The organism is Tepidimonas fonticaldi, assembly GCF_007556755.1.
Lineage (GTDB): Bacteria > Pseudomonadota > Gammaproteobacteria > Burkholderiales > Burkholderiaceae_C > Tepidimonas > Tepidimonas fonticaldi.
On the sequence record NZ_VJOO01000002.1, the window covers coordinates 182,739 to 209,059 of the forward strand.

The following is a 26,321-nucleotide window of genomic DNA, read 5'->3' on the forward strand; positions in this document are numbered from 1 at the left end:
GTCGTATGTCCTCCTGGCCGTCATGCGTGCTGGTCGGTCATGCCGCCACGGGCATGGCGCGCTTCGCGGCGCAGCGCCAGCTTGCGCACCACAACGTAGAACACCGGCGTCAGCACCAGGCCGAATACCGTCACGCCCAGCATGCCGGCGAACACCGCGATGCCCATGGCGTGGCGCATCTCGGCGCCCGCACCGCTGGCCAGCACCAGCGGCACCACGCCAGCGATGAAGGCGAACGACGTCATCAAGATCGGGCGCAGCCGCAAGCGCGCGGCTTCGAGCACGGCTGCCAGCGGATCGGCCCCTTCGCTTTCCTTCGCGCGGGCGAACTCCACGATCAGGATCGCGTTCTTGGCAGCCAGGCCGACCAGCACCACGAAACCGATCTGCGTGAAGATGTTGTTGTCGCCCCCAGAGAGCCAGACGCCGGCGATCGCCGAGAGCAGCGCCATGGGTGCAATCAGCAGCACAGCGAACGGCAGCGACCAACTGTTGTACTGGGCCGCCAGGAACAGGAAGGCGAGCAGCACCGCCAGCGCGAAGATGTAGATCGCCGTGTTGCCAACCCGTTTTTCCTGGAAAGTCAGGTCCGTCCATTCGTAGGTCATACCGTCCGGCAGCGATTCGCTCACGATCTTCTCAATCGCGGCGGTGGCCTGGCCGGACGAGTAGCCCGGCGCTGGCCCGCCGCTGATGTCGGCCGAGGGAAAGCCGTTGTAATGCATCACCCGGTCGGGGCCGGAACTGCGCTCGATGGTCGCGATCGCGCTCAGCGGGATCATGTCGCCCGCTGCATTGCGCACCTTGAGCATGCCTATGTCCTCAGCCTGCATGCGGAACTGCGCATCGGCCTGGGCCATGACCCGGTAGGTGCGACCGAAGCGGTTGAAGTCGTTGACGTAGAGCGAGCCAAGGTTGACCTGCAGGGTGTCGAACACCTCGGTCAGCGATACGCCCTGCGACTTGGCCTTCACCCGGTCGATGTCCACCTGCAACTGCGGCGCATTGGTCTGGAAGCTGGCGAGCATGTTCGCCAGCTCGGGCGCCTGCATGGCCTTGCCCATGATCTGGCCCTGTGCCTGCGCAAGCGCCTCGGGACCCAGGCCCGCCCGGTCCTCGATCTGCAGCTTGAAGCCGCCCATCGAACCCAGGCCCGGCACCGGCGGCGGCGGGAAGATGCCGACGAAGCCGTCCGGGATCTGGCTGAACTTGCCCATGAGCTTGCCCTGGATGGCGAAGGCCGACAGCGACGGGTCCTTGCGCTCATCGAAGGGCTTGAGCATGGCGAACATCAGCGCGGTGTTCGGCTGGTTCACCGGTCCATTGACCGACAGGCCCGGGAAGGCCACCACGCTCTCGACGCCCGGCTCAGCCAGTGCGATCTTGGTCATCTCCTTGACGACCGCCTCGGTGCGATCCAGCGAGGCGCCGGTCGGAAGCTGGGCGATGCCCACGAGGTAGTACTTGTCCTGGGCGGGCACGAAGCCCGCAGGCACCTTGTGGAAGCCCAGCCAGGTCAGGCCCAGGAAGCCGACGTAGAGCAGCAGCACGATGGCGCTGCCGCGCACCGCGCGGCGCACGCCCCCGACGTAGGAATTCGAGGCGCGGTCGAAGAAGCGGTTGAAGCGGCGGAAGAAGCCGCCGAACACGCCGTCGATGATGCGCGTGACGCGATCGGGCTTGGCCGCGCCGTGGTGCGGCTTGAGCAGGATGGCGGCCAGCGCTGGCGACAGCGTAAGCGAGTTGATCGCCGACAGGATGGTCGAGAACGCGATGGTTAGCGCGAACTGGCGATAGAACTCGCCCTGCAGCCCCGACAGGAACGCCGAGGGGATGAAGACCGCTGCCAGCACCGAGGTGATGGCCAGGATCGGGCCAGTCACTTCATCCATCGCCTTGCGCGCCGCGTCCTTGGGTGATTCGCCCAGCGCTATGTGGCGCTCCACGTTCTCCACCACCACGATGGCGTCATCCACCACGATGCCGATGGACAGCACCAGTCCGAACAGCGACAGTGTGTTCAGCGAGAAACCGAACATGTGCATCACCGCGAACGTGCCGACCAGCGAGACCGGCACGGCGATCAGCGGGATGATCGACGCGCGCCAGGATTGCAGGAACAGCACCACCACGATCACCACCAGGAAGATGGCCTCCAGCAGCGTGACGGCGACGGACTGGAGCGAGGCGCGCACGAAGACCGTGGGGTCGTAGGCGATCCTATACTCAATGCCGTCGGGGAACTTAGCTTGAAGTCGGTCCATTGCCGCGCGCACCGCGCTAGACACATCCAGCGCGTTCGCGCCCGGGCTCTGGATGATCTGTATCCCCACCGCCGGCTCGCCATTGAGCAGGCTGCGCAAAGAGTAGGAATCGGCCCCCATCGAGATGCGGGCGACATCCCGCAGGCGAGTTACCTGGCCGTCGGCGCCCGTCTTCACGACGATCTCGCCGAATTGCTCCTCGCTCGACAGTCGGCCCAGAGTGTTGACCGTGACCTGGAACGCCGCCGAGGCATCCGGCTGCTGACCAACCGAACCAGCGGCAACCTGTATGTTCTGCTCGCGGATGGCGGCAACCACGTCGCTCGCGATCAGCCCACGAGCAGCGACCTTGGCGGGTTCGAGCCAGACCCGCATCGAATACTCCCCGGCGCCCCAGACTAGGACATCGCCGACGCCTGGCGTACGAGCCAGCTCATCCTTCACATGAAGTGTGGCGTAGTTGGAGACGTACAGCGGATCATATCGACCTCCAGGCGAAAGCAAATGCACCACCATGAGAACGTCCGGCGACGTTTTCTCGGTGACAACACCGATGCGCTGAACTTCAGGCGGTAGGCGCGGCAACGCCCGCGAGACCCGGTTTTGCACCTGGATCTGCGCAATGTCGGCGTTGATATGCTGCTCGAAGGAGACGGTGAGCACCATTTTCCCGTCGGTGGACATCTGAGACTGCATGTACATCATGCCTTCTACGCCGTTGATCGCCTGCTCCAGCGGTGATGCCACGGTATCGGCGATCACTTGCGGGTTGGCACCGGGATAGCTAGCGGTGACCTGCACCGTGGGAGGCGTGACCTGCGGGTATTCGCTCAGCGGCAGCTGGAAGTAGCTGATCGCGCCCGCGATCAGCATCAGCACCGACAGGACGATGGCGAAGATGGGCCGGTTGATGAAGAAGCGGGGGAAATTCATTTGCGGGCCTCCGCCGAGCCGGCCGCGCCGTCAGCCTTGGCGGGGTCCGCGCCGGCGGCCGGTGCCGCGGGCGGCTGCATGGGCACCATGCGCGGCGTGACCGCCATGCCGGGGCGCACGAGGCCCTTGATGATGATCTTCTCACCGGCCTGCAGGCTGCCGTTGATGACGCGCAGCCCGTCCACCACCGGCCCCAGTTCGATGGGCCGGTACTGGGCCTGGTTGTTCTCGCCCACGACCAGCACGTAGTTGCGCCCTTGGTCGGTGCCCACGGCCTGATCGTCGATCAGGACGGCCTCGCGCGCCGCGCCGGTGGACAGCTTGACCCGGGCGAACATGCCGGGTGCCATGCGCCCATCCGGGTTGGGCACAACGGCGCGCGCGCGGATCGTGCCGGTGCTTCGGTCAATGGTGTTGCCCACGAAGTCGAGCGCGCCCCTGTGCGGGAAACCCTTGTCCGTGGTCAGCCCGACCTGCACGGGCAGCGAGGCCTTGCCGCCGGCGCCCGCAGCGGGCCGCGAGCGGCTCACGACGTTGAGGTACGTGGCTTCGTCGATGTCGAAGTACACGTGCAGCGGGTCGATGGACACGATCGTGGTCAGCAGCGTGGCCGCGCCGGCGACACCGCCGCTGACCAGGTTGCCCTCGGTCACGAGCACGCGGTCAACGCGCCCGGCGATGGGCGCCGTGACGCGGGCGTAGGACAGATCCAGCCGCGCCGCAGCGACGGCGGCCTTGGCCGCTTGCACCTGGGCCTGGCGCGCACTGCGCGCGGAGACGGCATCGTCGTAGGTCTTGCGCGCGACAGCGCCGGTCGCCACCAGGCGCTCGGCGCGGTCGAAGTCGGCCTGGGCCTGACTGGCCAGCACCTCGGCCTGTTGCAGTTGCGCCGCAGCCGTGTCGAGCGTGACCTGGAACGGTCGGGGGTCGATCTGGAACAGCAGTTGTCCCTTGCGCACCAGGCTGCCCTCGGGGACGCTCACAGCATCGACGGCGCCGCCGACCCGCGAGCGCAGCTCGACGGTCTTGGGCGCGGCCAGGAAGCCGGTGTACTCGGCCGATGGCGCGACCGTGCGGGTGATGACCTCGGCCACGGGCACCTGCGGCGCCATCGGCGCGCCCGCCGGGGGCGCCGCGGCCTTGCCCTCGTCCTTGGCGTCGCGGGCGGCAATCGCTATGCCCCCGACGGCTGCGATGACGCCTGCCACCACAACGATTCTGATTTTTTTACGCATGGAAGTGCCCCTTTCTTGGATGCAGGACTCCGGCCCTTCCGAAGCGCTCTGCAGAAATTTGTGTGGAGGCTAGGCGTTACAACGACGGCAAGGTCAAGCCCTCTTGTTGCCTCAGCGGGCAGACGGCACGGACAAGGTGGTGGGACGCCCGGCGTCGTCGCCGTGGTTGGCCTCCGGCGCGCCCTTGAAGCGCAGCAGGCGCAGTGCGTTCAGCGTGACCAGGGCCGTGGCGCCGGTGTCGGCCAGCACGGCAACCCACAAGCCGGTGATACCCAACACGGTGGTGACCAGGAACAAGCCCTTGAGGCCAATGGCGAATACGACGTTTTGGTGAATGTTGGCCATCGTCGCCCGCGACAGGGCCACCAGGTGGGCCACGTCCGTGACGCGGCTCTTGAGCAGCGCGGCATCGGCGGTTTCCAGCGCCACGTCCGTGCCGCCGCCCATGGCGATACCCACGTCGGCGGTCGCCAGGGCCGGCGCGTCGTTGATGCCGTCGCCGACCATCGCCACCTTGGCATCACGCTTCATCTCGTTGACCAAGCGCAGCTTGTCCTGCGGCAGCAGCTCGGCCTCCCACTCGATGCCCAGCTTGCCGGCGATCGCCTGCGCGGTGCGGCGGTTGTCGCCGGTCAGCATGACCGAGCGCACGCCCATGGCGTTGAGCTGGGCCACGCCTTCGCGCGCGTCGCGGCGGGGCTCGTCGCGCAGGGCCAGCAGGCCCAGAACGTTCTTGCTGGCTTCGTCGAACAGGACCACCACGGTCTTGCCGCCATCCTCCAGCTTGTCGATTTCCCTGCGGTGCGCGGCTGTCAGCGTGGCCGTCTGTTCCGCATGGGCGGGCGATCCGACAGCGAGCGCACTGCCGTTCACGGTGGCGCGCACCGCCTTGCCGGCAATGGCCGATGCGCCCGTGGCCTGGGGAATCGCCACGTCCAGGCTCTTGGCATGGGCGACAATGGCCTTCGCCAAGGGATGGTTTGAGCCGGACTCGACAGCGGCGGCAAGCGCAAGGACCTGTTGATGCTTGAACAGCCCGAAGGGCAGGACCTCGGTGATGCGCGGCTTGCCCTCGGTCAGCGTGCCAGTCTTGTCGAAGGCAATGGCGCGCACGCGGCCGATGGTTTCCAACGCGTTGCCACCCTTGATCAGCAGGCCCCGTCGCGTGGCCACCGCAAGGCCCGAGGCGATGGCCGCCGGTGTGGAGAGCACCAGCGCACATGGGCAGGCAATCAACAGCAGTGCGAGGCCGCGGTACAGCCAGGTACCCCAGTCGCCACCCATGGCAAGTGGCGGAACCACCACGATCAACGCCGCGATGGCCATGACGGCAGGGGTGTAGTAGCGGCTGAACTTTTCGATGAAGCGAGCCGTGGGCGCCTTGGAGGACTGCGCCTGCTCCACCAGTTGGATGATGCGAGAAATGGTGTTGTCCGATGCCGTCTTCTCGACTTGTACTTCGAGCACGCCATCGACGTTGATGGAGCCGGCGAACACGTCGGCACCGATAGCCTTTTGACGCGGTACGGACTCGCCGGTGATAGGCGACTCGTCCAGGCTGCTTTCACCGCGGAGGATCTTGCCGTCCGCAGGCACCCGGTCACCAGGGCGCACCAGCACGCGGTCGCTCACGCGCAGGGAAGCGGCGGGCACTTCGCGCTGCCCGCCCGCGGCATCGAGCAGTACCGCCGTCTTAGGCACCAGGGAGGCCAGCGCCTTGATGCCGGCGCGCGCGCGGCCGGCGGCCACGCTTTCCAGCAGCTCGCCGATCGCGAACAGGAACACCACGGCAGCAGCTTCCTCGGCCTCGCCTATCACGAGCGCGCCCAGCGAGGCGACGACCATCAGCGTTTCGATAGAGAACGGCGAGCCTGACACAGCCAGCGCGAAGGCTTTGCGAGCGAACGGCAGCACGCCCGCGATCACCGCAGCGGCGAAGATCCATTCAGCGTAGCCAGGAACGAACTGCGCGATCGCGTAGGCCGAGCCCATCAGGCCGCCCAGGCCCAGCACGTGCTTGCCTTTCTTCGTCTGCCACCAGCGCTGATGGCGCGCCGTCGATGCTGCTGCTGGGGCCGCGGGTGCTGAGCCATCATGGCGGCGCACGTCGGAGACGCCGAAGCCCAGGCTCTTGATGGTCTTCTCGATGTGGCCGAGCTGCGTGGGGCCGCCAGACGCGAGCGTCAATTCCAGCGTTTCTGCGGTGAAGTTTATGCGGGCATCGGACACGCCATCCATGCGAGCGAGCGCCGTTTCGATCTTGCCGACGCAACTGGCGCAGTCCATGCCCTCGACGCGCATGGACACGTTGGGGGGCGTGCTGGGTGCTCCACGGGAGGCAGAGGCCGGCGCATGGTCATGCCCGCTGCAGGCCCCGTGATCGTGACCGTGGTCATGGGCATGGGCATGGCCGTGAGCATGGCCATGCCCATGGTCATCACCGCACGCTTTGCCGTGCGAATGATCGTGCCCGTGGTCGTGGGCATGCCCATGGTCATGGTGGCCGCCGCAGCCGGCGTGGTCATGCGCGTGGGCCGCATGGCACGGTGCAGGTGCTGCGGACATTTCGGACGCGGGCAGTGCCTGCACGTCGAAGCCCAGGGACCGGATTTTCTTGGCAATGTCGCGTGCAGTATTTCGGCTACTTGTGCTGCGCGTCAACGTCAGCGTCTCATTTGTAAAATTAACCTGTACATTTGATACGCCATCAATTCGACCAAGCGCTGTTTCAATCTTGCCGACGCAACTGGCGCAATCCATACCTTCGACCCGAAAGCCCAGTTGTTCGTCCTGCGCTCCTGTGCCGTCCAATGTTTCCAAAGACATATCAATCTCCTGGTTCTCTGAGTAATCGCCGTGGCAGGACGCACAAATCAGCGATCGGAATGTTATGCAAACAAATGAACACTTGTTTGTATGTTTATTCAAAAAAAAGAAAGAATCTCTTTCTGGCTGAACCATCCGACCGCTGCTTTATGCAGCTGCCATTAAGTCATTTTTTGTTGCGCAGCATCTGGTAGGTTTCAAATGCGGTGCGGTAGGCATCACTATAGGTATCAGGCGTCTGCTCACCAGCCCAGAATCCAGCCATTCCCGCAACCTGCCAATCTGCCAAATCACTCTTTACTTGAGCACGAGTCAATGCCACCGGAGCCTTGTAAGCCGCACCCAGCTTGAGCTGGAGATAGCTCTCGTAGGCTTGTTGGTAGGCTTGGGTGTGCGAAGCGGTGGTGATTCCGCGCGAGGTGAACGCGTGCATGCCGGAGATTTTCCACAGTTCCAAATCAGCCATCACTTCAGCACGAGTCTTTCCTGCTGAGGGCGCCTGATACATATCACCTTGGGTCAATTGCAAGTAGCGCTGAAAGGCAGCCTGGTATTGAGGGCTGAACGTATCCGGGCCGCTTTCGCCGCGAGACAACGCTTCCAACCCAGATTGCCTCCAAGCAGCCAGATCCTCCTGGACCTGTTGCCGTGTCATATCTGCGGCGAACGGTTGAGCGTTTACTCCAGCAGCAAAAAGTGCGGAAAGCAGAACAGCAAAGCGAATTTTCTTGGACATGGTCAATACTCCTTGACGTTAAAAATAATGGCGTGGTCCTTACGCCTTTCGGATACCCCGTAGACAAATAATAACACACATGAAGATATGTTCAAGTGTTTATTTTTAGAGTGCTTTTTGCTTGGGGTCTTCTAGGCATTCAGCAAGGCGCGCCGGTGTCTCTCTAGATTAATAGCCAAAAAAAGCCTACCCCTTGAAGGCGTAGGCCGGCGCGCACTCACATGTTCAGTCAATCGTCGTGTCTGTCCTCCGAAATGTGAACCGCCATGTCCTGGAGTACCTGGCTGACGTGCTGGTCGGCAATGCCGTAGAAGATGTGCTTGGCTTGGCGCTCGCCGCGCACGAGGCGCGCGCCGCGCAACAGGCGCAGGTGATGGCTGACCAAGGACTGCGACAGGTCTAGCGAGCCAGCAATGTCGCCCACTGCGACCGATCCGCGCATGCACTGCAACAGGATTTTCAATCGCGATTGGTCGCCCAGCAGGCGGAAGGTATCTGCCAGAACAGCGACGTCACTTTGCGATAGTGCGAGGACATCAGTGGTCGTGCCGTGGTTAGAGGTCGAACATTGCACAATAGCGGCGCTGGTGGTTTTGCGGGATGTCATGGATTCAAACCCTCAAGTGAACTGCGAACCGTCTAGCACGGCCTCAATGCTTGTGACCGGGAGCGGAGTGGTCATGGTCATGATTGTGCTCACTGTGGTCGTGGCCGCTGTGGTCCTGACGGCCTGTCGTGGGTTGCAGGCTGCAGATGTTCTCGTCAGCCTCCGAGTTCCAGTCGATTCCGACTGTGGCGTGTTCGATGCTGAACTGCTCTCGCAGCACCGCCTCGACGCGCTTGACCACAGCTCGCGCCTCCTCGTCCACGTTGGGTCGAACGTGTAGCGTGGCCATCGTGCGACCGGAAGTGAGTTGCCACACGTGAACATGGCTGACAGCCGCCAGGCCGGGCACAGTGCTCATCAGGCCTTGTTCCACCTTTTCCGGCGAAGCGTCCTCTGGCGCACCCTCCAACAGGATATGGATCGACTTGGCCAGGAGCTTCCAGGCGCTGCGCAGAATCAACGCCGCTACTAGAACCGACAGGATGGGGTCGATCGGAGTCCAGCCGGTGAAGTAGATGACGATCGCTGCAACGATGGCGCCGACAGAGCCGAGCAGGTCACCCATCACGTGGAGGATGGCACCTTTCACATTGACGTGATCGGTTTCGCCGCGGGTCATGATCCACAGCACGAGGACGTTGATCAGTAAGCCGAGCACGGCGACGATCATCATCGGGCCGGCGAGGATGACGGGCGGCGCCTGCAGCCGCTCCCACGCCTCGTAGGCGATCCATGCGACGATCGCGAACAGGGTCACGGCGTTCAGGAAGCCGGCGATGACCTCGAAGCGCAGGTAACCGAATGTGCGTTTGCTGTCGGCTGCGCGGCGACCGAATCGGAAGGCAGCGTAAGCCAGGGCAAGTGCCACGGCGTCGGTCAGCATGTGGCCAGCATCGGCAAGTAGGGCTAGCGAGCCCGACAGCACGCCGCCGACAGCTTCCACGAGCATGAAGCCGAAGATCAGGAAGAAGGAAACCAGAACCTTGCGCTCGTTGGCGCTCGTCACTGTGGGGGTGTGGTCGTGATCATGGTCGTGACCATGGTCATGTGCATTGGATTGGGACATGGGCGCCTCTGCTGGTTGAGTGTTTGACTATGGCGAAATATAACACATGAATATGTGTTCATGTGATATATTTTCGCTCACCCTTCTCAGCCTCCGAAGCCATGCGTTGTGATGCCGCAACGAGAAAATGTGCCTATCCTTTCGGCCAGATACGGTGCAGGTCATCCAGAATCAGCTGGTGATGGTGCCTGCCTTGGTCTGCGTGTGTGCGTAAATGAGGGTGATCCGGCGGCAAGCTGGGGTGGTCATGCGCCACGTCAGAAGGGTCGCTGGCCGGCCACAGCCAGAGCGTCAGCGCCACGCCGGCCAAGCCGACCAGGGACATGACAATGAAGGTCGATGGCAAGCCCATGACCGCGCCGAAGCGGCCGGCAAGTGGGTAGCAGATGAGCCAACAGGCGTGCGACAGCGCGAAGTGTGCCGCGAAGATCGCAGGACGGTCCTCGGCATGGGCCGAGCGGCGCAGAAGACGGCCGGATGGCGTTTGCGCCACGCTGTAGCCAAAGCCGATGATCAACCACAGCGGCAGCAACAATGCATAGCTCGGCAGCAGTGCGCCGATCCCCGTGCCCACGACCAGTACGGTAGCGCCGGTGAGCATCGCGGTTCGGTCGGCCACCTTTTCCAGTAAGGATGGCAGAACGAAGGCTGCCACCATCGAACCGCCTCCGAATGCCGCCAGTGCCGACGCCACTTCGACCTCGCCTAGGCCAAAGCGCGCCTTCACGAGAACCACCGTGTTCACGATCACCATGGCGCCCGCCGCCGAGACGGCCAAGCTGATCGCCAGCAGGCCCCGCAGGCGTGGCGTAGCGAGATAGATGCGTGTGCCGCGGGTCGTGCGATCCCAAATGCCGCGGCGCGGTCCGGGAATAGTTGTGGGCAACCGCACGCTGACCACGAGCGCGGCTGAAACGAGGAAACCGAGCACTGTTCCCGCGAACAGGTTGTGAAAGCTGATGACGGTCAGCAGCGCAGCAGCCAGCATCGGGGAAATCAGGCTTTCCAGGTCATAGGCCAGCCGGGACAGCGACAGCGCCTTCGTGTAGTCCTCTTCATCGGGAAGGATGTCCGGGATAGTGGCTTGGAAAGTCGGCGTGAAGCCGGCGGATGCCGCTTGCAGGACAAAGATCAGCAGATAGATCTGCCAGACCTCGGTGACAAAGGGCAAACAGATCGCGACAACCGCTCGTACCAGGTCCAGCGCTACGAGCAATGACCGTCGCGGGAACTGGTCGGCGAAGGCCTGTGCGACTGGAGCGACTCCCACATAGGCCAGCATCTTGATAGCCAGCGCCGACCCGAGCACCGCACCTGCATCGGCCCCGGCCAGCTCGTAGGCAAGTAGGCCGAGCGCTACCGTCATCAGGCCTGTGCCGACGAGTGCGATCACCTGCGCGGTGAACAGGTGGCGGTAGGTGCGGTTCTTTAGGACGGAGAGCATCGAGAGACCTCAGAGCAGTCTGGTTAGCGCCTTCATTTCGGCTAGAACGGAGTCCTCATCATGAGATAGGCAGTGGTCGATGTGGTCATGGATCAGGACGCGCTTGGCCGCTGTGACGGCGCTCTCCACCGCAGCGAGCTGGCGAGCGATGTCCAGGCAGGTTTCTTCTCCTTCGATCATCCCGATGACGTGTCGCAGATGACCCTCGGCGCGCTTGAGCCGTTTCACGAGATCTGGGTGGCTGGTGTGCTTGTGCATCTCTTTCATGCAGCAATCATATCCCCCCCCGGGGGATATGCTCAAGGAGTCTGCATAGCTGTTTGCGCAGTGGATTAGCCCCACCTCGCCTCTCGATGTCTTGCGCCCGACGCCCTCTCTAAGGCGATTGGTGCTCAAAGGATGTAAGGTTTTCTTTCCCATTCATATGAATAGATATACAATTGTTCATATCTAAGCCAGTGAACAGTGGCTTTTCAACGACAAGCACTTGCTCGGAAAGAGAACACCCAGCCGGGGGTAAGTACTGATGCAACACCGATGGAGAATTGAATGCTTCGCAAAGACATACGCAAGGGATGGATATGGGCGGTATCCACGCTTTGGGCCGGCACCGTGCTAGCCCAGCCAGTAGCCGCCCCTCACGTCCCATCCAGACCAGACAGCCACATGGTCGCCCAATTGTGGGAGTCAGCTTGGCAGCGGCAGCCAGAAGCCGCTGGAGAAGGCGCCTGGCAGCAGGCCGCCCAAGCACGCCAAGAGACGGCCGGCAGTTGGGTGGCAGGTCCGATGGCGCTGGAAGCCTCCACCAAAACTGATCGGTTCAACAACCGCAACGGACAGCGCGAATATGAAGTCGGGGTGGCTATTCCCCTTTGGATGCCTGGTGAGCGCGCCTCGTCGGCACGCTGGGCGGACGCGGAAAGCCTCGCGCTATCCAGCCGGATGCTGGCCGCCAAGCTACGCACGGCCGGACAGGTTCGCCAGGCATGGTGGGCATGGCAGCGTGCCCAGGCCGAATTGGTGGCGGCGCAGGATCGCACCCGCAGCGCGGACGAGTTGGCGCAAGATGTGGCTCGCCGGGTTCGCGCGGGCGACCTGGCGCAAGCCGACAGAAACCAGGCCGATGGCGCCTTGGCGTCGGCTCGTAGTGCCCTGGCCATTGCTCAGGCCGAAGAAATCACGCAGCGCGAGGCGTTGTTGGCACTGACCGGCATCGAGAGTATCCCGTCGCAGGCCGATTCCGCGCAGCCGGAGCAGTCAGGTGTCCGAGTTCAACCGGCATCGGCACAGCCGTCCGGCGCGTTGTTGGGTAACCACCCTGCGCTGCTGGAACTGCAGCACAAGGCGCTGGCGGCCCGCCGCTCTGCGGAACTGGTGTCCCATCAGAAGTACGCCAACCCCGAACTGACCCTGGCGACCACGCGGGATCGGGGCGGCTACGGCGAACGCTACAACCAGACGATCACGGTGGGTGTGCGCATTCCCTTCGGTACGGGTAGCCGTCATACCGAGCAATTGTCCAGCGCCAATGCGCAGGCACTGGAGGCTGAGTCGGCACTCGCGGCCCAGCGCACCCGGCTACTCTCGGAAATTCGAACTGCCCAATCGCGCGAACTGGCAACCAGCACCCAGATGCAGGCCGCTTCGGAGCGCCAGCGACTAGCCCAACAAACGCGCACCTTCTACCAAAAGTCGTTCGCGATGGGCGAGACGGACATGCCGACACGCCTTCGCATCGAGCAGGAGGCCACCGAGGCCGAGCGCGCGGCGCTGCTCGCCAAGGTGGAGCATGCCGCGGCCATCTCGTCCCTGTTGCAGGCACAAGGCACGCTGCCGCAGCCGACCGAGACTTTCACTGACATCTCCGGCACGCGCTGATCGGCGCGCGCTCAACCATCCTGGAACCTTAGAAATGTCGCAATCCTCTTTCTGGCGTGCAGCTGCCTTGTCCAGCCTCCTGCTTGGCAGTAGCGCAACGTGGGCCGGCGACGGCCATGACCATGGCGAAGCCGCTCCTGCCCCCGCAGCGGCCGCGCTTCCGCGCTTTGCCGCAGTTTCCGATGACTTCGAACTGGTGGGTGTGCTGAACGGCCAGCGTCTCACACTCTACCTCGACCATGCTGCCGACAACCGGCCGGTGACCGATGGCGAGCTGACCCTCGAGCTGGGTGGTCAACAGGTAAAGGTCAGCTCACACGGGGTTGGAGAGTTCGAGGCCGATCTGACTGAGCCGCTATCCGATGGCGAGACCTCAATCATGGCCACTATTACTGCGCAGGGCCAATCGGACCTGTTGACGGGCGTTCTCGATGTTCATAGCGAAGACGCCGAACACGAGCATGCCGTCGCATCCGGCCGTGTGGTCGTACTAGGTGGCGGTGCCGCAGTCCTCGGCGTCGGTGTCCTAGCGTGGGCGCTGCGCAGACGTACACGCACCAACGGTGCACTGCGAGGTGCAGCATGAAGCGCAACTTCCGTTTCCTAATGACGACGGCCATGGCGGCTGCATTGGCTCTGGCTGCTCCCGCGTTCGCTCACGACGGCCATGACCACGGCGACGAAGCGCCGGCTGCGTCTTCCAATGGCCCCCAGCGCCAGCCTGATGGCAGCGTGTTTCTTCCGAAACCGTCGCAACGTCAGATCGGTGTACGCACCCAGCTGATCAAGCAGGAGCCCTTGGCCCGCAGCCATGAACTGGCTGGCAAAGTAATCATGGACCCGACGACAGGCGGCAAGGTCCAGGCAATGGTAATGGGCCGGCTGGTGCCCGGGCCGGATGGTCTGCCGCAGATCGGCCAATCCGTGCGCAAGGGCCAGGTGCTGGCTTACATCGAACCGGCCAGCGGTGTGCTGGAGCGCTCAGGCCAGATGGCCCAGGTTGCCGAGCTGCGTGCGGGCCAAGCGCTCGCGCAGAAGCGCTTGGCCCGGCTGCGCGAGCTGTCGGAGACCGTGCCCCGCAAGGAGATCGAAGCAGCCGAAAGCGAAGTGAACAGCCTGACCGAACGCGCCCGCGCCTTGAGCGGGGGCCTCGCCGGCAGGGACGTACTGAAGGCCCCAGTCAGCGGCGTCATCGCATCCAGCCCCGCAGTTGCCGGGCAGGTCGTGGATGCGCGCGAACTGGTGTTTGAGGTGGTCGATCCGACCCAACTGCGCATCGAGGCGCTTGCCTACGATCCGGCAATGGCACAGAACCTGGCCGGTGCTGCACTCGCAGTAGGCGGTCAGAAGGTGCCGCTGAGCTTCGTCGGTGCCGCCAGCAGCCTGCGCGAGCAGGCCCTGCCCATGCTGTTCAAGGGCACCAGCGAAAGCCTCTCGCGCTTGGCGGTCGGTATGCCGGTGGTGGTCTTCGTGCAAGAGGCGACGACGGTACCTGGCTACCGCGTGCCTTCCGGTGCGCTGATGAAGAACCCTGCCAACCAGAACATCGTCTGGGTCAAAGACCAGGCCGAGCGCTTCGAGCCGCGTGTCGTGAACATCACTCCTTTGGATGGTGCATCCATCGCTGTCACTTCGGGCCTGGCGGACGGCGACCGCGTGGTTGTCGAGGGCGCGTCCCTGATCAATCAAGTTCGTTGAGGGGCACCATTCCATGTTCAAGTGGCTTCTCGAAAATAGCTTACGAAACCGGCTCCTGGTCATCATCGGGGCGCTGGTGCTGATGGCGTATGGCGCGTTCACCCTGACGCGCACGCCGGTAGATGTCTTTCCCGATCTCAACAAGCCGACCGTCACTCTCATGACGGAGGCTGGCGGCATGGCTGCCGAAGAAGTCGAGCAACTCATCACGTTCCCGCTCGAAACGGCCATGAACGGCCTGCCCAGCGTCGAAAGCGTGCGCTCGGTCTCCAGCGCCGGGCTTTCCTTCATCTACGTGACATTTGACTGGAAGACCGACATCTTCCGGGCGCGCCAGATGGTCTCCGAACGCCTGACGTCCATGGAGGAAGGGCTAGCCCCGGGCGTGACGCCCACTATGGGGCCAATCAGCTCAGTGATGGGCGAGATCATGCAGATTGCAATCCCCATCGGTGCCAAGCCCTCAGGGCAGAAGAACGCAGCCCCGCCGCTGTCGGCCATGGACACTCGCGAGTACGCGGACTGGGTGCTACGCCCCCGGCTGATGGCCATACCTGGTGTTGCCCAAGTCATCCCGATCGGAGGCGAGGTCCGTCAGTTCCAGGTCCAGCCCAACACCACGCGAATGTCAGAGCTGGGCGTGACTGCGTCCGATCTGGATGCGGCTCTCAAGGGCTTCTCCGCGAACACTTCCGGCGGCTTCCTGGAGATCAATGGCCGCGAGTACCTGATCCGCAACCTGGGCCGCACGTCCCGACTCGACGACCTGCGTAACCTGCCTCTCGCGGTGCGTGCGGGCCAACCCATCCTGCTCCACCAGGTCGCCGATGTTCAGTTTGCGCCAGCCATCAAGCGCGGCGATGCGGGCTTCGAGGGCCTGCCAGCCGTGATCCTGGGCATCCAAAAGCAGCCCACGGCCGATACGATTGCACTGACCCGCTCGATCGAGTCAGCGTTGGCGGACATGAAGGGCTCACTGCCGGCTGGCATGGCCGAGCCACAGGTGACCTTCCGACAAGCCAACTTCATCGAGGCGTCCATCAGCACGCTGCAAGGCAAGCTCATCGGCGCATCGGTCTTCGTGGCGGTGATCCTGTTCTTCTTCCTGGGCACTTTGCGCCCCCTGGTGATCGCGTTGACCGCGATTCCTGCCTCGATCTTCGTGACCGGGCTGGTGTTCCACTATTTCGGCCTATCAATCAACACCATGACGCTCGGTGGGCTGGCGATCGCCATCGGCGGTCTCGTGGACGATGCTGTGGTCGATGTGGAGAACATCATGCGGCGGCTCAAGGAGGACCGCACCCGCCACCCTGAGAACCGGCTGACGCCCCTGGTCATCGTTGCCAGGGCCTCGATGGAGGTTCGCTCGGCGATTCTCTACGCCACGATGATCATTGTGCTGGTGTTCCTGCCCCTGTTCGCGCTGCCGGGGATGGAGGGGCGCTTGTTCGTGCCGCTGGGCATCGCCTTCATCGTCTCCACGCTGGCCTCGCTGCTGGTCTCTGTGACGGTCACTCCGGTGCTTTCGTACTACCTGCTGCCCAAGATGAGGACGCTGGACCATGGCGACACTCGGCTTCTAGCCTGGTTGAAGACGCGCTATCAGGGCGGCCTGCAGCGGGTCTTGCAGCGGCCGCGTGCCGCCCTTGGCATGGCCGCTGTGGCTGTCACACTGGCTGTCGCCGCGGTGCCATTCTTCCCGACCACGTTCCTGCCCCCGTTCAATGAAGGAACGTTGCTGGTGGGCCTGCGCCTGAATCCCGGTGTGACGCTGGCCGAATCTTCGGCGCTTGCCCAGCAAGCCGAGCTGCTGGTCGCGCAGGTGCCAGAGGTGCAGCACGTGGGCCGGCGCAGCGGACGGGCCGAGCTGGACGAGCATGCCGAAGGCGTGCATGTCAGCGAGCTGGACGTGGGCCTGCTGCCCGCCTCGGAGCTAAAGCGCTCCATGGAGGAGATCACCGCCGACATCCGTTCGCGTCTGGCTCACTTGCCCGGCTCCATCGGCATTGGCCAGCCGATCTCGCACCGCATCGACCACATGTTGTCGGGGGTGCGCTCGCAGATCGCCATCAAGGTGTTCGGCGAGGACCTGGACGTCCTGCGCGGGCAGGCGGATCTGCTGCGCGCCAAGCTGGCCGGAATTCCGGGGCTTGCTGACCTGGAGATCGAAAAGCAGGTCCTAGCGCCGCAGATCAAAATCCGCGTGGATTATGCGGCGGCGGGACGCTACGGCGTGGCCGCACCGCAAATTCTGTCCACGCTGCAAAGCCTGGTCGAAGGCGAAAAGATCACCGAGGTCATCGAGGGCAACCGCCGCTTCGCGCTGGTGGTTCGCCTGCCCGAGCAGGCGCGGTCGATTGAGGGCTTGAGCCGCATCCTCATCGACACGCCCATGGGTCGGGTCCCGTTGTCGCGCCTTGCCACCATCGAAGACAGCGACGGCCCCAACCAGGTCAGCCGCGACGATGGCCGTCGACGCATAGTTTTGTCGGCCAACGCTCAGGGACGGCCGCTGTCCGAAGTAGTGGCCGACATACGCAGCGTCGTCCAAGAAGTGCGCTTGCCCGAAGGCTACTTCATCACGCTGGGCGGCCAGTTCCAGGCACAAGAGGAAGCCTCGCGACTGGTGGGCCTGCTGTCCATCGTCTCCCTGACGCTCATGTTCGTGGTGTTGTACACGCGCTACAAGTCGGTCGTCCTATCAGCGCTCATCATGGTGAACATTCCATTGGCCCTGGTCGGCGCCGTGTTGGGGCTGTGGCTGTCTGGCCAGCCGTTGTCCGTGGCCGCCCTGGTCGGCTTCATCACGCTCGCGGGTATTTCTGTGCGCAACGGCATCCTGAAGGTGAGCCACTACCTCAACCTCATGCGCATGGAGGGCGAGGACTTCGACCAGAAGATGATCGTGCGTGGCTCGCTCGAACGGCTTTCCCCGGTTCTGATGACCGCGCTGGTCACGGCCTTCGCGCTGGCCCCGCTGCTGTTCGAGGCGTCCCGACCCGGTACTGAGATCCTGCACCCCGTCGCGGTGGTGATCTTCTCGGGGCTGGTCAGCTCCACGCTGCTAGACACCTTCCTTACACCCGCCATGTTCTGGCTGTTCGGCCGCAAGCCTGCCGAACGCCTGCTGGACGACCGCGACGCGGAGGCATTCTGATGCAACGCCTTCTGTCACCCGATTTCAACCACCGTAACCCTATAGGAGCTTTCATGTCTGTTCGATTTCGTTCCCTCACGGCCGGCACCGCCCTCGCCCTGGCATCCGTCACCGCCTTCGCCGCAGGCGACCATGACCACGCGCATGACCACAAGCCGCTGCATGGTGGCGTCGTGACCGAAGTCCGGGACGTGGACTACGAGTTGGTCGTTCAGCCCGCAGCAGCGCAACTCTACCTGCGCGACCACGGCAAGCAGGTCAATGTAAGCAACACCAAAGCCAAGCTCACACTGTTGACCGGCTCACAAAAGCAGGAGGTGCAACTCACGCCTGCCGCGGACGGAAGCCGCCTCGAAGGCAGCGGGACCTTCGCCGCAGCCAAGGGCACGAAGGCCGTCGTCCAAGTCGAACGTGGGGGCAATACCGCGAGCGCCCGGTTCGTTCTGCCGTAGTGTTCAACGTGATCGTCAGGGAACGAGCTGTAATCTGGCGACCACCTGACAAAAGGCGCGACATAGGCGCTCACTATTTCCTCAAAAACTTTGGAGATGTAAATCATGGAAATGCATTTCGACGTCATTGTTATCGGTGCCGGCCCAGGCGGATACATCGCGGCCATTCGCGCTGCCCAATTAGGCATGAAGGTCGCTTGTGTAGATGCCTGGAAGAACAAGGACGGAAAGCCAGCACCTGGCGGCACCTGCAACAACATCGGTTGTATCCCTTCGAAAGCGCTACTGCAGTCGTCAGAGAACTTTGAACAAGCCAAGCACCACTTTGGCACGCACGGCATCTCCACGGGTGATCTGCGCATGGATGTGACCACGATGTTGGAACGTAAGAATCAGGTCGTGAAGTCCAGCAACGAAGGCATCCTTTATCTGTTCCGCAAAAACAAGGTCCAGTTTTTCAACGGCCTGGCGTCTTTCACCAGGACTGTCGATGGTGGCTTCGAGGTGAGCGTCGCCGCCGATGAGGCTGTTACCTTGGTGGGCAAGCAGATCATCGTTGCCACAGGCTCCAACGTGCGGCCACTCCCCAACCTACCGTTCGATGAGCGGGTCGTGCTCTCCAACGACGGCGCGCTGGACATCGCGGCCGTGCCCGATCGGTTGGCCGTCATCGGTGCCGGCGTGATCGGCCTGGAGCTGGGCTCCGTTTGGCGCCGCCTGGGGGCGGATGTCACGATCCTCGAAGGCTTGCCCAGCTTCCTGCCAATCGTCGACCAAGCCATCGCCAAGGAGGCGAAGAAGGCGTTCGACAAGCAAGGCCTGAAGATCGAACTAGGTGCGAAGGTTCGCGAAGTCAATGCAACCGAGGCTGGCGTGACTATTCACTACACCGACAGCCAGGGCCAGACGCAGTCCTTGCAGGCAGACAAAGTGATCGTGGCTATCGGCCGTGTGCCCAACACCGAAGGCCTGAATCCGGCCGCCGTGGGACTCCAACTGGATGAGCGCGGCGCCGTGCTGGTGGACGATGAATGCCGCACCAGTGTGCCCGGCATCTGGGCCATCGGTGACGTGGTGCGTGGCCCGATGTTGGCGCACAAGGCGGAAGAGGAAGGTGTCGCAGTGGCCGAGCGCATTGCCGGCCAGCACGGTCACGTCGATTTCAATACGATCCCCAACGTCATCTACACCAGCCCAGAGATTGCCTGGGTAGGCCGCACCGAGCAGCAGCTCAAAGAGCAGGGCACCGCCTATCGAATCGGTTCCTTCCCGTTCATGGCCAATGGCCGCGCGCGTGCGCTGGGCGACACGCCGGGCCTCGTCAAGGTGATCGCCGATCCTGCCACTGATGAGATACTCGGCGTGCATGTGGTCGGCCCGCAGGCCAGTGAACTGGTGGCCGAGGCCGTGATCGCCATGGCGTTCAAGGCCAGCAGCGAAGACATCGCCCGCATCTGCTTTGCCCATCCGACCCTCTCCGAGACGTTCAAAGAGGCCTCGCTGGCCGTGGACAAGCGCGCGCTCAACTTCTGATTGATCGGAAGCGGCATCCAAACCACCTCACCGAACGCAGCTGCGGGCGGTGGGGCGCATATCGCCATGGAACGTAGGCCACGCCGCAACGGCATGCTATGCCCAACAGTTACTCGTCGTTGTGGTCTTCCGCGATGTGGGTGGCCATATCCAGCAGCACCTGGTTCACGTGCTTGTCCGCCACCTCATAGAAGATCTGTTTGGCTTGGCGCACGCCCTTGACCAGGCGAGCACCGCGCAGCAGCCGCAGGTGGTGGCTCACCAGCGACTGCGAGAGTTCGAGGGTTTCAGCGATGTCCCCGACCGAGGAAGAGCCTTTCATGCAGCACAGCATGATTCTCAGCCGGGACGGGTCACCCAGGAGGCGGAATGTCTCAGCCAAGATGGTCACGTCATTCTGTGACAGCGATTCCAAATCGGCGCTGGGACCCTTCGGTGGGGTACTGAATGGCTTACTTGTATTCATTTTTAAAATATTTCCTAACCTCGAATGGCTGTTTTCGCCCTTCAGAATTAACAAGGCAGCGGCCGCTTAGGCGCGCGCAGCAAAGAACCAGTGCGAGCCTGGCAGGCAAGGCCTCCGTTCCCCGTGCACCGGGTCATTTCTGAAACCTGACAGCATCCGAAAAAGCGCTTGACCTTCCCACGATGGTAAACCCTAAGCTCCCTCCATGTCGAATTTCAACTATGGGAAGCACACCATGAGCATGGCAACAACGAGTAGTGCTGGCGCCCAAGCAGCGGCAATCAGCCTGCCCATCGAGGGCATGACCTGCGCAAGCTGTGTCGGCCGAGTCGAGGCCGCCCTTGCCAAGGTCGAGGGCGTGGCAAGCGTGTCTGTCAATCTCGCCACCGAGCGAGCGGACATTCGCCTGAACCGTCCTGTCGATCGCATGGCGCTGATCCAGGCGATCGAGAAGGTAGGGTACGACGTGCCTCAGGGCACCATCGAGCTGGCGATCGGAGGCATGACCTGCGCTTCGTGCGTGGGCCGCGTCGAGAAGGCGCTCAAGGCGGTGCCGGGCGTCACTGAGGCTGTGGTCAATCTGGCGACCGAGCGCGCTACCGTGCGTGGCGTAGCATCCGTGCAGGATCTGATTGCTGCTGTCGATAAGGTCGGCTACGAGGCCAGCCCGGTCGATACAGGCATGCAGGCCGACGAGGAAGCTGCCGAGAAAAAGGACGCCGAGCGCGCCGAACTCAAGCGCGACCTGACCCTGGCCGCCGTGCTGGCGCTGCCTGTGTTCGTGCTCGAAATGGGCTCGCACATGATTCCCGGCATGCACGAGTGGGTGGCTTCCACCATTGGCATCCAGCAGAGCTGGTATCTGCAGTTCGTGCTGACCCTGCTGGTGCTCGCCATTCCGGGCTGGCGCTTCTATGAGAAGGGCTTCCCGGCGCTGTTCCGCCTGGGTCCCGACATGAACTCGCTGGTCGCGGTCGGCACGGCCGCGGCCTTCGGTTATTCGATGGTCGCCACGTTCGCGCCCAGTCTGCTGCCGGCCGGCACGGTGAACGTGTACTACGAGGCGGCAGCCGTCATCGTGGCGCTGATCCTGCTGGGCCGCTTTCTTGAGGCACGGGCCAAGGGCCGCACCTCCGAGGCCATCAAGCGCCTGATCGGCCTGCAGGCCAAGGAGGCGCACGTGCTGCGCGACGGCCGCATCGTGGACATCCCGATCAACGACGTGGCGCAGGGCGACATCGTGGAAGTGCGCCCCGGCGAGCGCGTGCCGGTCGATGGTGAAGTGACCGAGGGCCGCAGCTTCGTGGACGAGTCGATGATCACCGGCGAGCCGATTCCCGTCGAAAAGGCGGAAGGCAGCACCGTGGTCGGCGGCACCGTCAACCAGAAGGGTGCGCTGACGCTGCGTGCCACCGCCGTGGGCGGTCAGACCATGCTGGCGCAGATCATCCGCATGGTCGAGCAGGCGCAAGGTTCCAAGCTGCCGATCCAGGCCGTGGTGGACAAGGTGACGCTGTGGTTCGTGCCCGCCGTCATGCTGGCCGCGGTGCTGACCTTCCTGGTCTGGCTGGTGTTCGGCCCGTCGCCCGCGCTGTCCTTCGCGCTGGTCAATGCCGTGGCGGTGCTGATCATTGCCTGCCCTTGCGCCATGGGTTTGGCGACGCCGACCTCCATCATGGTCGGCACGGGCCGGGGCGCCGAGATGGGCGTGCTGTTCCGCAAGGGTGAAGCCCTGCAACTGCTCAAGGACGCCAAGGTGGTGGCCGTGGACAAGACCGGCACGCTGACCGAGGGCCGCCCGGTCCTGACCGACCTGGAGATTGCCGACGGCTTTGACCGCAACCAGGTGCTGGCGAAGGTCGCCGCTGTCGAATCGCGCTCGGAGCATCCGATCGCACGCGCCATCGTCGAGTCGGCCGTGGAAGGTGGCATCGCGCTGCCGACGATGACAGACTTCGATTCGGTCACGGGCATGGGCGTGCGCGCCACCGTGGACGGCGCGCGTGTCGAGGTCGGTGCCGATCGCTTCATGCGTGAGCTGGGGTTGGACGTGGGCAGCTTCGCTCGCACGGCCGAGCGCCTGGGCAACGAGGGCAAGTCACCGCTGTACGCCGCGATCGACGGCCGGCTGGCCGCCATCATCGCGGTGGCCGATCCGATCAAGTCCAGCACGCCCGCGGCCATTGCCGCGTTGCACCAGCTCGGCCTGAAGGTGGCGATGATCACCGGCGACAACGCGCGTACCGCGCAGGCCATCGCCAAGCAACTGGGCATCGACGAGGTGGTGGCCGAAGTGCTGCCCGAGGGCAAGGTCGAAGCCGTGCGCCGGCTGAAAGCCAGCCACGGCCAGATCGCCTACGTGGGCGACGGCATCAACGACGCCCCGGCGCTGGCCGAGGCCGACGTGGGCCTGGCCATCGGCACCGGCACCGACGTGGCGGTGGAGTCGGCCGACGTAGTGCTGATGTCGGGCAACCTGCAGGGCGTGCCCAACGCCATCGCGCTGTCCAAGGCGACCATCGGCAACATCCGCCAGAACCTGTTCTGGGCGTTTGGCTACAACACGGCCCTGATCCCGGTGGCCGCTGGCGTCCTGTACCCCGCATACGGTGTGCTGTTGTCGCCGATCTTCGCGGCTGGCGCGATGGCGCTGTCCAGCGTGTTCGTGCTCGGCAACGCGCTGCGCCTGCGCCGCTTCCAGCCGCCGCTGGCGGCGGATACCGCTCATTGAGAAAGGAGGAACACCATGAACATCGGTGAAGCATCCAAGGCCTCGAAGGTCTCGGCCAAAATGATCCGCTACTACGAGCAAATCGGTCTGATCCCTCCGGCTGACCGCACCGATTCGGGCTACCGCGCCTATACCCAGGACGACGTTCACCGGTTGCATTTCATCCGGCGTTCGCGCGACCTCGGCTTCTCGGTGGCCGAGATCACGGACTTGCTGGGACTGTGGAATGACAAGTCGCGCCAGAGTGCTGATGTAAAGCGTCTGGCCCAGCAACACATCGACGAGTTGGACCGGCGCATCGAGAGCATGCTGGAGATGGCCGCGACGCTCAAGGCGCTGATCCGGTGTTGCGCCGGCGACGAACGGCCCGACTGCCCGATCCTGCACACGCTGGAGCAGCCCGATATCAGTGACAACAAGCCCGAAGCGCGCACTGGCGCAGTGCCGCGCCGCGCGCGAGCCAACGCAGCAGGAAAAAAGCCGTGTGCGCACTGAGCAGCCAGGAGAGATATGCCCAAAATCACCGTCTTGCCCCATCCTGAACTGGCGCCTGAGGGAGCCGAACTGAACGTGCCAGCAGGCACTTCGATCTGCGAGGCCCTGCTGGACAACGGCATCGAGATCGAGCATGCCTGCGACATGAGCTGTGCCTGCACGACCTGTCACTGCATCGTGCGCAAGGGGTTCGATTCTCTAAACGAAGTCGAGGAATGCGAGGACGATCTGCTCGACCGGGCCTGGGGACTGGAGGCGCAGTCGCGGCTGAGCTGCCAGGCCATCGTTGCGACCGAAGACCTGACCGTCGAGATCCCCAAGTACACGATCAACCATGCCAAGGAGAACCACTAGGAGCCTGCGTGCTGCCTCAGGCGCACCGGCCTGCGGCAGGGTTGCTCTGGCAGATGGAGGACTGACGGCATTGCCGCCAGATAACCAACCCGTGGGCCAGACCAACCCGCGAGCCAGGTGTCTACACTCCCTTTGCACGGTCGTCGGTTAGGCTGGAAAGGTCATCAACGTCCTTAAATCCGTGACGGCCGGCCCATGGAAAGTCCCACAGGAGAAGTCCTGCATGTCTGCGCCCAAGCTAGCCACGCTCTACCGAATGGTCATGCCCGGCCATACCTGCCCCTACGGGCTGAAGTCGCTCGATCTGCTCAACCGCAAGGGCTACGAGGTCGAGGACAAACACTTGGCAAGCCGCGAGCAGACGGATGCGTTCAAGAAGGAGCATGGCATCGAGACCACGCCCCAGGTCTTCATAAACGGGCGGCGCGTGGGCGGCTACGACGACCTACGCAAATTCTTCGGCATGTCCGTGAAGGACAAGAACGCCGTGACCTAGACCCCTGTGATCGCGCTGTTCGCCACGGCGGCCGCAATGGCGCTGGCGGCGAGCTGGGCGGCCTTCGGCCAAGTCTAGAGCATTCAGGCGGCAGAGTGGTTCGTGGCCTTTGCCATGTGCCTCCTGGCGCTGCAGAAGCTCAAGGACGTGGACGGCTTCGCGACGACCTGCTGGCCAAGCGCTGGGTTCGGTATGCCTATTTCTACCCGTTCGCGGAGGCCATCGCAGGCGTCCAGATGGTCGCGGGCGTGGGGATGTGGGTGTCGATTCCGTTGGCGCTGTTCATCGGGACCGTCGGGGCCGTGTCGGTTTTCAAGGCGGTCTATGTCGATCGCCGGGAACTCAAGTGCGCCTGCGTGGGCGGGGACAGCAACGTGCCGCTGGGCTTCGTGTCCCTGACCGAGAACCTGATGATGGTGGCGATGGCCCTGTGGCCAAGGTCGGCCTACCTTGGGATGCACTGAGCGCCGCGCCAGGTACGGCGCAGCGCACGTGCTCGCATCGGCCGTCCTGTGTGCATGCCGGCCACGATGCGGTGTTACTGCGCGCGCGGCGGGAAGCCAGCTTCGCTCAGGGCCGCGGCGATCTGCTCTTGCGAGGCCGAGGTCTGGACCTCGACACGGCGGGTCGGCGGGTCCGTGACGATCTTGGCGTTGGGGTCGATCATTTGGATCGTTTTCGTCACAGTGCGGGCGCAGCCGCCGCAGGTCATGTCTTCGAGATGGAATTGCATGGAAAACTCCTTTCGGGTTGGGGTGTTTGAAGTGTGCTCCTTGCCACCGTTGGAAGGTCAATCGCTATTTGCATCCCCGCCACACCAACCGGCCGAATGCTCATAGGGGCAAGGCCGTGGTGCTCTTTACGCGATCCAGCACGAAGCTGGTCTTGCAGTCCTGCACGCTGGGGTGCTTGAGCAGCGTGTCGAGCACGAAGCGGGAGTAGTGAGCCATGTCCATGACGACCACCCGCAGCAGATAGTCCATGTCGCCGGTCAGCGCATGGCACTCCACAACCTCTGGCCAGTTCTGGACAGACGCGCGGAACACGTCCATGGGATTGCGCTTGTGCGAGTCGGAGTACTGGGCCGACTTCTACACGAAGTTCTTCAACTTCCAAGAGATCCGCTACTTCGACATCAACGGCGAGTACACCGGCCTAGCCTCCAAGGCGATGAGCGCGCCGGACGGCCTGATCCGCATCCCGCTGAACGAGGAAGCACGCCAGGGCGGCGGCCAGATTGAGGAATTCTTGATGCAGTTCAGCGGCGAGGGCATCCAGCACATCGCCCTGCTGTGCGACAACCTACTCGATGCGCTCGACCGCGTGCAGATGGCCGGTATCCCGCTGCTGACCGCCCCCAACGACATCTATTACGCAAACTTGGAAAAGCGCCTGCCCGGCCATGGCCAGCCCGTACCCGAGTTGCAGGCGCGCGGCATTCTGCTCGACGGCACGACCGAAGGCGGCCAGCCCCGCCTGCTGCTGCAGATATTCTCCGAGCCGCTGCTTGGCCCGGTGTTCTTCGAGTTCATCGAGCGCAAGGGCAACTACCGCGAGGGCTTCGGCGAAGGAAACTTCGGTGCCTTGTTCGAGTCGATGGAACGCGACCAGATCAACCGTGGCTCGTTGGAAATCAACCCGGCCTGATTTGGGCCTTTCCATGAAGGCAGAGCGCCTTCAGTCCTACATCTCGCGAGCCCCTCTGTGGGCTCGCGCTACTTTGGCGTCAGTACTGCCTTAGCCGCTCAAGCATTGAGCGGGTTGGCTTCGGCGTCACGTTCCGAAACAGTTGCTACCGCCCTTGACTTGAGTTAATACATGGCGGAGTCAATAATCAAGTGCAACACCCCTGATCTGCCTTGTACCCGACCCTGCCGCCGACCCATGGGAACCCGCTACCAGCACTTGAGCGCCGAAGAGCGCGCCACCATCATGATCATGCTGCAG

The 26,321-nt window shown here is 63.5% G+C and carries 22 protein-coding genes and 3 pseudogenes; 13 read left to right on the forward strand and 12 right to left on the reverse strand.

Going from position 1 to position 26,321, the window contains the following annotated elements; genetic code table 11:
* Positions 1 to 20: 20 nt before the first annotated feature.
* The 3 genes from Tfont_RS02085 to Tfont_RS02095 form a co-directional block, all read right to left on the reverse strand.
* Positions 21 to 3,197: an efflux RND transporter permease subunit gene (locus Tfont_RS02085; protein WP_054441432.1), complete on the reverse strand. Its 3,177-nt coding sequence runs from the start codon at positions 3,195 to 3,197 to the stop codon at positions 21 to 23.
* Entirely contained in the window at positions 3,194 to 4,432 is a 1,239-nt protein-coding gene (locus tag Tfont_RS02090) for an efflux RND transporter periplasmic adaptor subunit (RefSeq protein WP_021162752.1), read from the reverse strand. Before Tfont_RS02090 ends, Tfont_RS02085 begins: the two co-directional genes overlap by 4 nt.
* 111 nt (positions 4,433 to 4,543) lie before the next feature.
* A complete protein-coding gene (locus Tfont_RS02095) occupies positions 4,544 to 6,733 on the reverse strand; it encodes a heavy metal translocating P-type ATPase (protein ID WP_017513344.1) in 2,190 nt (729 codons plus the stop codon).
* Between the two features lie 51 nt (positions 6,734 to 6,784).
* On the opposite strand from Tfont_RS02095, the gene Tfont_RS15100 reads away from it, so the two are divergent.
* On the forward strand, positions 6,785 to 7,132 hold the full coding sequence (locus Tfont_RS15100) for a hypothetical protein (RefSeq protein ID WP_017642565.1): 348 nt from the start codon (positions 6,785 to 6,787) through the stop codon (positions 7,130 to 7,132).
* On the opposite strand, the pseudogene Tfont_RS15105 reads toward Tfont_RS15100, so the two are convergent.
* From Tfont_RS15105 to Tfont_RS02120, 6 genes and pseudogenes are all read right to left on the reverse strand, one after another.
* Positions 7,079 to 7,393: pseudogene (locus Tfont_RS15105) on the reverse strand (cation transporter); the annotation flags it as partial. The gene Tfont_RS15100 and the pseudogene Tfont_RS15105 overlap by 54 nt on opposite strands.
* Before the next feature lie 31 nt (positions 7,394 to 7,424).
* Complete coding sequence (locus Tfont_RS02100) at positions 7,425 to 7,994, reverse strand: DUF4148 domain-containing protein (RefSeq protein WP_003821150.1); 570 nt, start codon at positions 7,992 to 7,994, stop codon at positions 7,425 to 7,427.
* Positions 7,995 to 8,223: 229 nt separating this feature from the next.
* Positions 8,224 to 8,601: an ArsR/SmtB family transcription factor gene (locus Tfont_RS02105; RefSeq protein WP_143968209.1), complete on the reverse strand. Its 378-nt coding sequence runs from the start codon at positions 8,599 to 8,601 to the stop codon at positions 8,224 to 8,226.
* A gap of 43 nt (positions 8,602 to 8,644) precedes the next feature.
* Positions 8,645 to 9,667 (reverse strand): cation diffusion facilitator family transporter, encoded by a 1,023-nt coding sequence (locus tag Tfont_RS02110; RefSeq protein ID WP_003821153.1) that lies wholly within the window; start codon positions 9,665 to 9,667, stop codon positions 8,645 to 8,647.
* Positions 9,668 to 9,800: 133 nt separating this feature from the next.
* Positions 9,801 to 11,111, reverse strand: coding sequence for an MFS transporter (locus Tfont_RS02115; RefSeq protein WP_003821155.1), 1,311 nt, complete (start codon positions 11,109 to 11,111; stop codon positions 9,801 to 9,803).
* A 9-nt stretch (positions 11,112 to 11,120) separates the two neighbouring features.
* Positions 11,121 to 11,378, reverse strand: a complete 258-nt coding sequence (locus tag Tfont_RS02120; RefSeq protein WP_003821156.1) for a metal-sensing transcriptional repressor — start codon at positions 11,376 to 11,378, stop codon at positions 11,121 to 11,123.
* 399 nt (positions 11,379 to 11,777) lie between these two features.
* Between Tfont_RS02120 and Tfont_RS02125 the strand changes: the two genes are divergently transcribed.
* The 6 genes from Tfont_RS02125 to lpdA all read left to right on the forward strand — a co-directional run bounded on the left by Tfont_RS02125 (position 11,778) and on the right by lpdA (position 19,832).
* Positions 11,778 to 12,989 carry a TolC family protein gene (locus tag Tfont_RS02125; protein ID WP_223656232.1) on the forward strand — a complete coding sequence of 404 codons (1,212 nt, stop codon included), beginning with the start codon at positions 11,778 to 11,780 and terminating at the stop codon, positions 12,987 to 12,989.
* A 34-nt stretch (positions 12,990 to 13,023) separates the two neighbouring features.
* On the forward strand, positions 13,024 to 13,575 hold the full coding sequence (locus tag Tfont_RS02130; protein ID WP_015912829.1) for a hypothetical protein: 552 nt from the start codon (positions 13,024 to 13,026) through the stop codon (positions 13,573 to 13,575).
* A complete protein-coding gene (locus Tfont_RS02135; RefSeq protein WP_003821159.1) occupies positions 13,572 to 14,687 on the forward strand; it encodes an efflux RND transporter periplasmic adaptor subunit in 1,116 nt (371 codons plus the stop codon). The genes Tfont_RS02130 and Tfont_RS02135 overlap by 4 nt, the downstream gene beginning before the upstream one ends.
* 13 nt (positions 14,688 to 14,700) lie before the next feature.
* Positions 14,701 to 17,847 (forward strand): efflux RND transporter permease subunit, encoded by a 3,147-nt coding sequence (locus tag Tfont_RS02140; protein ID WP_012614056.1) that lies wholly within the window; start codon positions 14,701 to 14,703, stop codon positions 17,845 to 17,847.
* A gap of 53 nt (positions 17,848 to 17,900) precedes the next feature.
* Positions 17,901 to 18,299, forward strand: a complete 399-nt coding sequence (locus Tfont_RS02145; RefSeq protein ID WP_015912828.1) for a hypothetical protein — start codon at positions 17,901 to 17,903, stop codon at positions 18,297 to 18,299.
* A gap of 105 nt (positions 18,300 to 18,404) precedes the next feature.
* Positions 18,405 to 19,832, forward strand: coding sequence for a dihydrolipoyl dehydrogenase (gene lpdA / locus Tfont_RS02150; protein ID WP_015912827.1), 1,428 nt, complete (start codon positions 18,405 to 18,407; stop codon positions 19,830 to 19,832).
* A gap of 109 nt (positions 19,833 to 19,941) precedes the next feature.
* Here the strand turns inward: lpdA and Tfont_RS02155 are convergent, their stop codons facing one another.
* Complete coding sequence (locus tag Tfont_RS02155) at positions 19,942 to 20,298, reverse strand: ArsR/SmtB family transcription factor (RefSeq protein WP_015912826.1); 357 nt, start codon at positions 20,296 to 20,298, stop codon at positions 19,942 to 19,944.
* Positions 20,299 to 20,539: 241 nt separating this feature from the next.
* Between Tfont_RS02155 and Tfont_RS02160 the strand changes: the two genes are divergently transcribed.
* From Tfont_RS02160 to Tfont_RS15115, 5 genes are all read left to right on the forward strand, one after another.
* Positions 20,540 to 23,029: a heavy metal translocating P-type ATPase gene (locus Tfont_RS02160; RefSeq protein ID WP_202944282.1), complete on the forward strand. Its 2,490-nt coding sequence runs from the start codon at positions 20,540 to 20,542 to the stop codon at positions 23,027 to 23,029.
* Between the two features lie 15 nt (positions 23,030 to 23,044).
* Positions 23,045 to 23,524, forward strand: coding sequence for a Cu(I)-responsive transcriptional regulator (gene cueR, locus Tfont_RS02165; RefSeq protein WP_012614052.1), 480 nt, complete (start codon positions 23,045 to 23,047; stop codon positions 23,522 to 23,524).
* A 15-nt stretch (positions 23,525 to 23,539) separates the two neighbouring features.
* A complete protein-coding gene (fdx, locus tag Tfont_RS02170; RefSeq protein WP_012614051.1) occupies positions 23,540 to 23,878 on the forward strand; it encodes an ISC system 2Fe-2S type ferredoxin in 339 nt (112 codons plus the stop codon).
* 223 nt (positions 23,879 to 24,101) lie between these two features.
* Positions 24,102 to 24,374, forward strand: a complete 273-nt coding sequence (locus tag Tfont_RS15110; RefSeq protein WP_012614050.1) for a glutaredoxin domain-containing protein — start codon at positions 24,102 to 24,104, stop codon at positions 24,372 to 24,374.
* Positions 24,375 to 24,610: 236 nt separating this feature from the next.
* Complete coding sequence (locus Tfont_RS15115) at positions 24,611 to 24,838, forward strand: hypothetical protein (protein ID WP_024082528.1); 228 nt, start codon at positions 24,611 to 24,613, stop codon at positions 24,836 to 24,838.
* A gap of 74 nt (positions 24,839 to 24,912) precedes the next feature.
* Here Tfont_RS15115 and Tfont_RS02180 read toward each other — a convergent pair whose 3' ends face one another.
* Positions 24,913 to 25,107 (reverse strand): heavy-metal-associated domain-containing protein, encoded by a 195-nt coding sequence (locus tag Tfont_RS02180; RefSeq protein ID WP_012614049.1) that lies wholly within the window; start codon positions 25,105 to 25,107, stop codon positions 24,913 to 24,915.
* Positions 25,108 to 25,207: 100 nt separating this feature from the next.
* A pseudogene (locus Tfont_RS02185) lies at positions 25,208 to 25,456 on the reverse strand (Lrp/AsnC ligand binding domain-containing protein); the annotation flags it as partial.
* Between Tfont_RS02185 and Tfont_RS02190 the strand changes: the two are divergent.
* A pseudogene (locus Tfont_RS02190) lies at positions 25,452 to 26,021 on the forward strand (4-hydroxyphenylpyruvate dioxygenase family protein); the annotation flags it as partial. The pseudogenes Tfont_RS02185 and Tfont_RS02190 sit on opposite strands and share 5 nt — an antisense overlap.
* Between the last annotated feature and the right edge of the window lie 300 nt (positions 26,022 to 26,321).

Excerpts from the sequence above, each read along its gene's own strand:
- Tfont_RS02085 (WP_054441432.1), bottom strand. The coding sequence starts at position 3,197 with ATGAATTTCCCCCGCTTCTTCATCAACCGGCCCATCTTCGCCATCGTC.
- Tfont_RS02090 (WP_021162752.1), bottom strand. The coding sequence starts at position 4,432 with ATGCGTAAAAAAATCAGAATCGTTGTGGTGGCAGGCGTCATCGCAGCC.
- Tfont_RS02095 (WP_017513344.1), bottom strand. The coding sequence starts at position 6,733 with ATGCGCGTCGAGGGCATGGACTGCGCCAGTTGCGTCGGCAAGATCGAA.
- Tfont_RS15100 (WP_017642565.1), top strand. The coding sequence starts at position 6,785 with ATGGTCATGCCCGCTGCAGGCCCCGTGATCGTGACCGTGGTCATGGGC.
- Tfont_RS02100 (WP_003821150.1), bottom strand. The coding sequence starts at position 7,994 with ATGTCCAAGAAAATTCGCTTTGCTGTTCTGCTTTCCGCACTTTTTGCT.
- Tfont_RS02105 (WP_143968209.1), bottom strand. The coding sequence starts at position 8,601 with ATGACATCCCGCAAAACCACCAGCGCCGCTATTGTGCAATGTTCGACC.
- Tfont_RS02110 (WP_003821153.1), bottom strand. The coding sequence starts at position 9,667 with ATGTCCCAATCCAATGCACATGACCATGGTCACGACCATGATCACGAC.
- Tfont_RS02115 (WP_003821155.1), bottom strand. The coding sequence starts at position 11,111 with ATGCTCTCCGTCCTAAAGAACCGCACCTACCGCCACCTGTTCACCGCG.
- Tfont_RS02120 (WP_003821156.1), bottom strand. The coding sequence starts at position 11,378 with ATGAAAGAGATGCACAAGCACACCAGCCACCCAGATCTCGTGAAACGG.
- Tfont_RS02125 (WP_223656232.1), top strand. The coding sequence starts at position 11,778 with ATGGTCGCCCAATTGTGGGAGTCAGCTTGGCAGCGGCAGCCAGAAGCC.
- Tfont_RS02130 (WP_015912829.1), top strand. The coding sequence starts at position 13,024 with ATGTCGCAATCCTCTTTCTGGCGTGCAGCTGCCTTGTCCAGCCTCCTG.
- Tfont_RS02135 (WP_003821159.1), top strand. The coding sequence starts at position 13,572 with ATGAAGCGCAACTTCCGTTTCCTAATGACGACGGCCATGGCGGCTGCA.
- Tfont_RS02140 (WP_012614056.1), top strand. The coding sequence starts at position 14,701 with ATGTTCAAGTGGCTTCTCGAAAATAGCTTACGAAACCGGCTCCTGGTC.
- Tfont_RS02145 (WP_015912828.1), top strand. The coding sequence starts at position 17,901 with ATGTCTGTTCGATTTCGTTCCCTCACGGCCGGCACCGCCCTCGCCCTG.
- lpdA (WP_015912827.1), top strand. The coding sequence starts at position 18,405 with ATGGAAATGCATTTCGACGTCATTGTTATCGGTGCCGGCCCAGGCGGA.
- Tfont_RS02155 (WP_015912826.1), bottom strand. The coding sequence starts at position 20,298 with ATGAATACAAGTAAGCCATTCAGTACCCCACCGAAGGGTCCCAGCGCC.
- Tfont_RS02160 (WP_202944282.1), top strand. The coding sequence starts at position 20,540 with ATGGCAACAACGAGTAGTGCTGGCGCCCAAGCAGCGGCAATCAGCCTG.
- cueR (WP_012614052.1), top strand. The coding sequence starts at position 23,045 with ATGAACATCGGTGAAGCATCCAAGGCCTCGAAGGTCTCGGCCAAAATG.
- fdx (WP_012614051.1), top strand. The coding sequence starts at position 23,540 with ATGCCCAAAATCACCGTCTTGCCCCATCCTGAACTGGCGCCTGAGGGA.
- Tfont_RS15110 (WP_012614050.1), top strand. The coding sequence starts at position 24,102 with ATGTCTGCGCCCAAGCTAGCCACGCTCTACCGAATGGTCATGCCCGGC.
- Tfont_RS15115 (WP_024082528.1), top strand. The coding sequence starts at position 24,611 with ATGGTCGCGGGCGTGGGGATGTGGGTGTCGATTCCGTTGGCGCTGTTC.
- Tfont_RS02180 (WP_012614049.1), bottom strand. The coding sequence starts at position 25,107 with ATGCAATTCCATCTCGAAGACATGACCTGCGGCGGCTGCGCCCGCACT.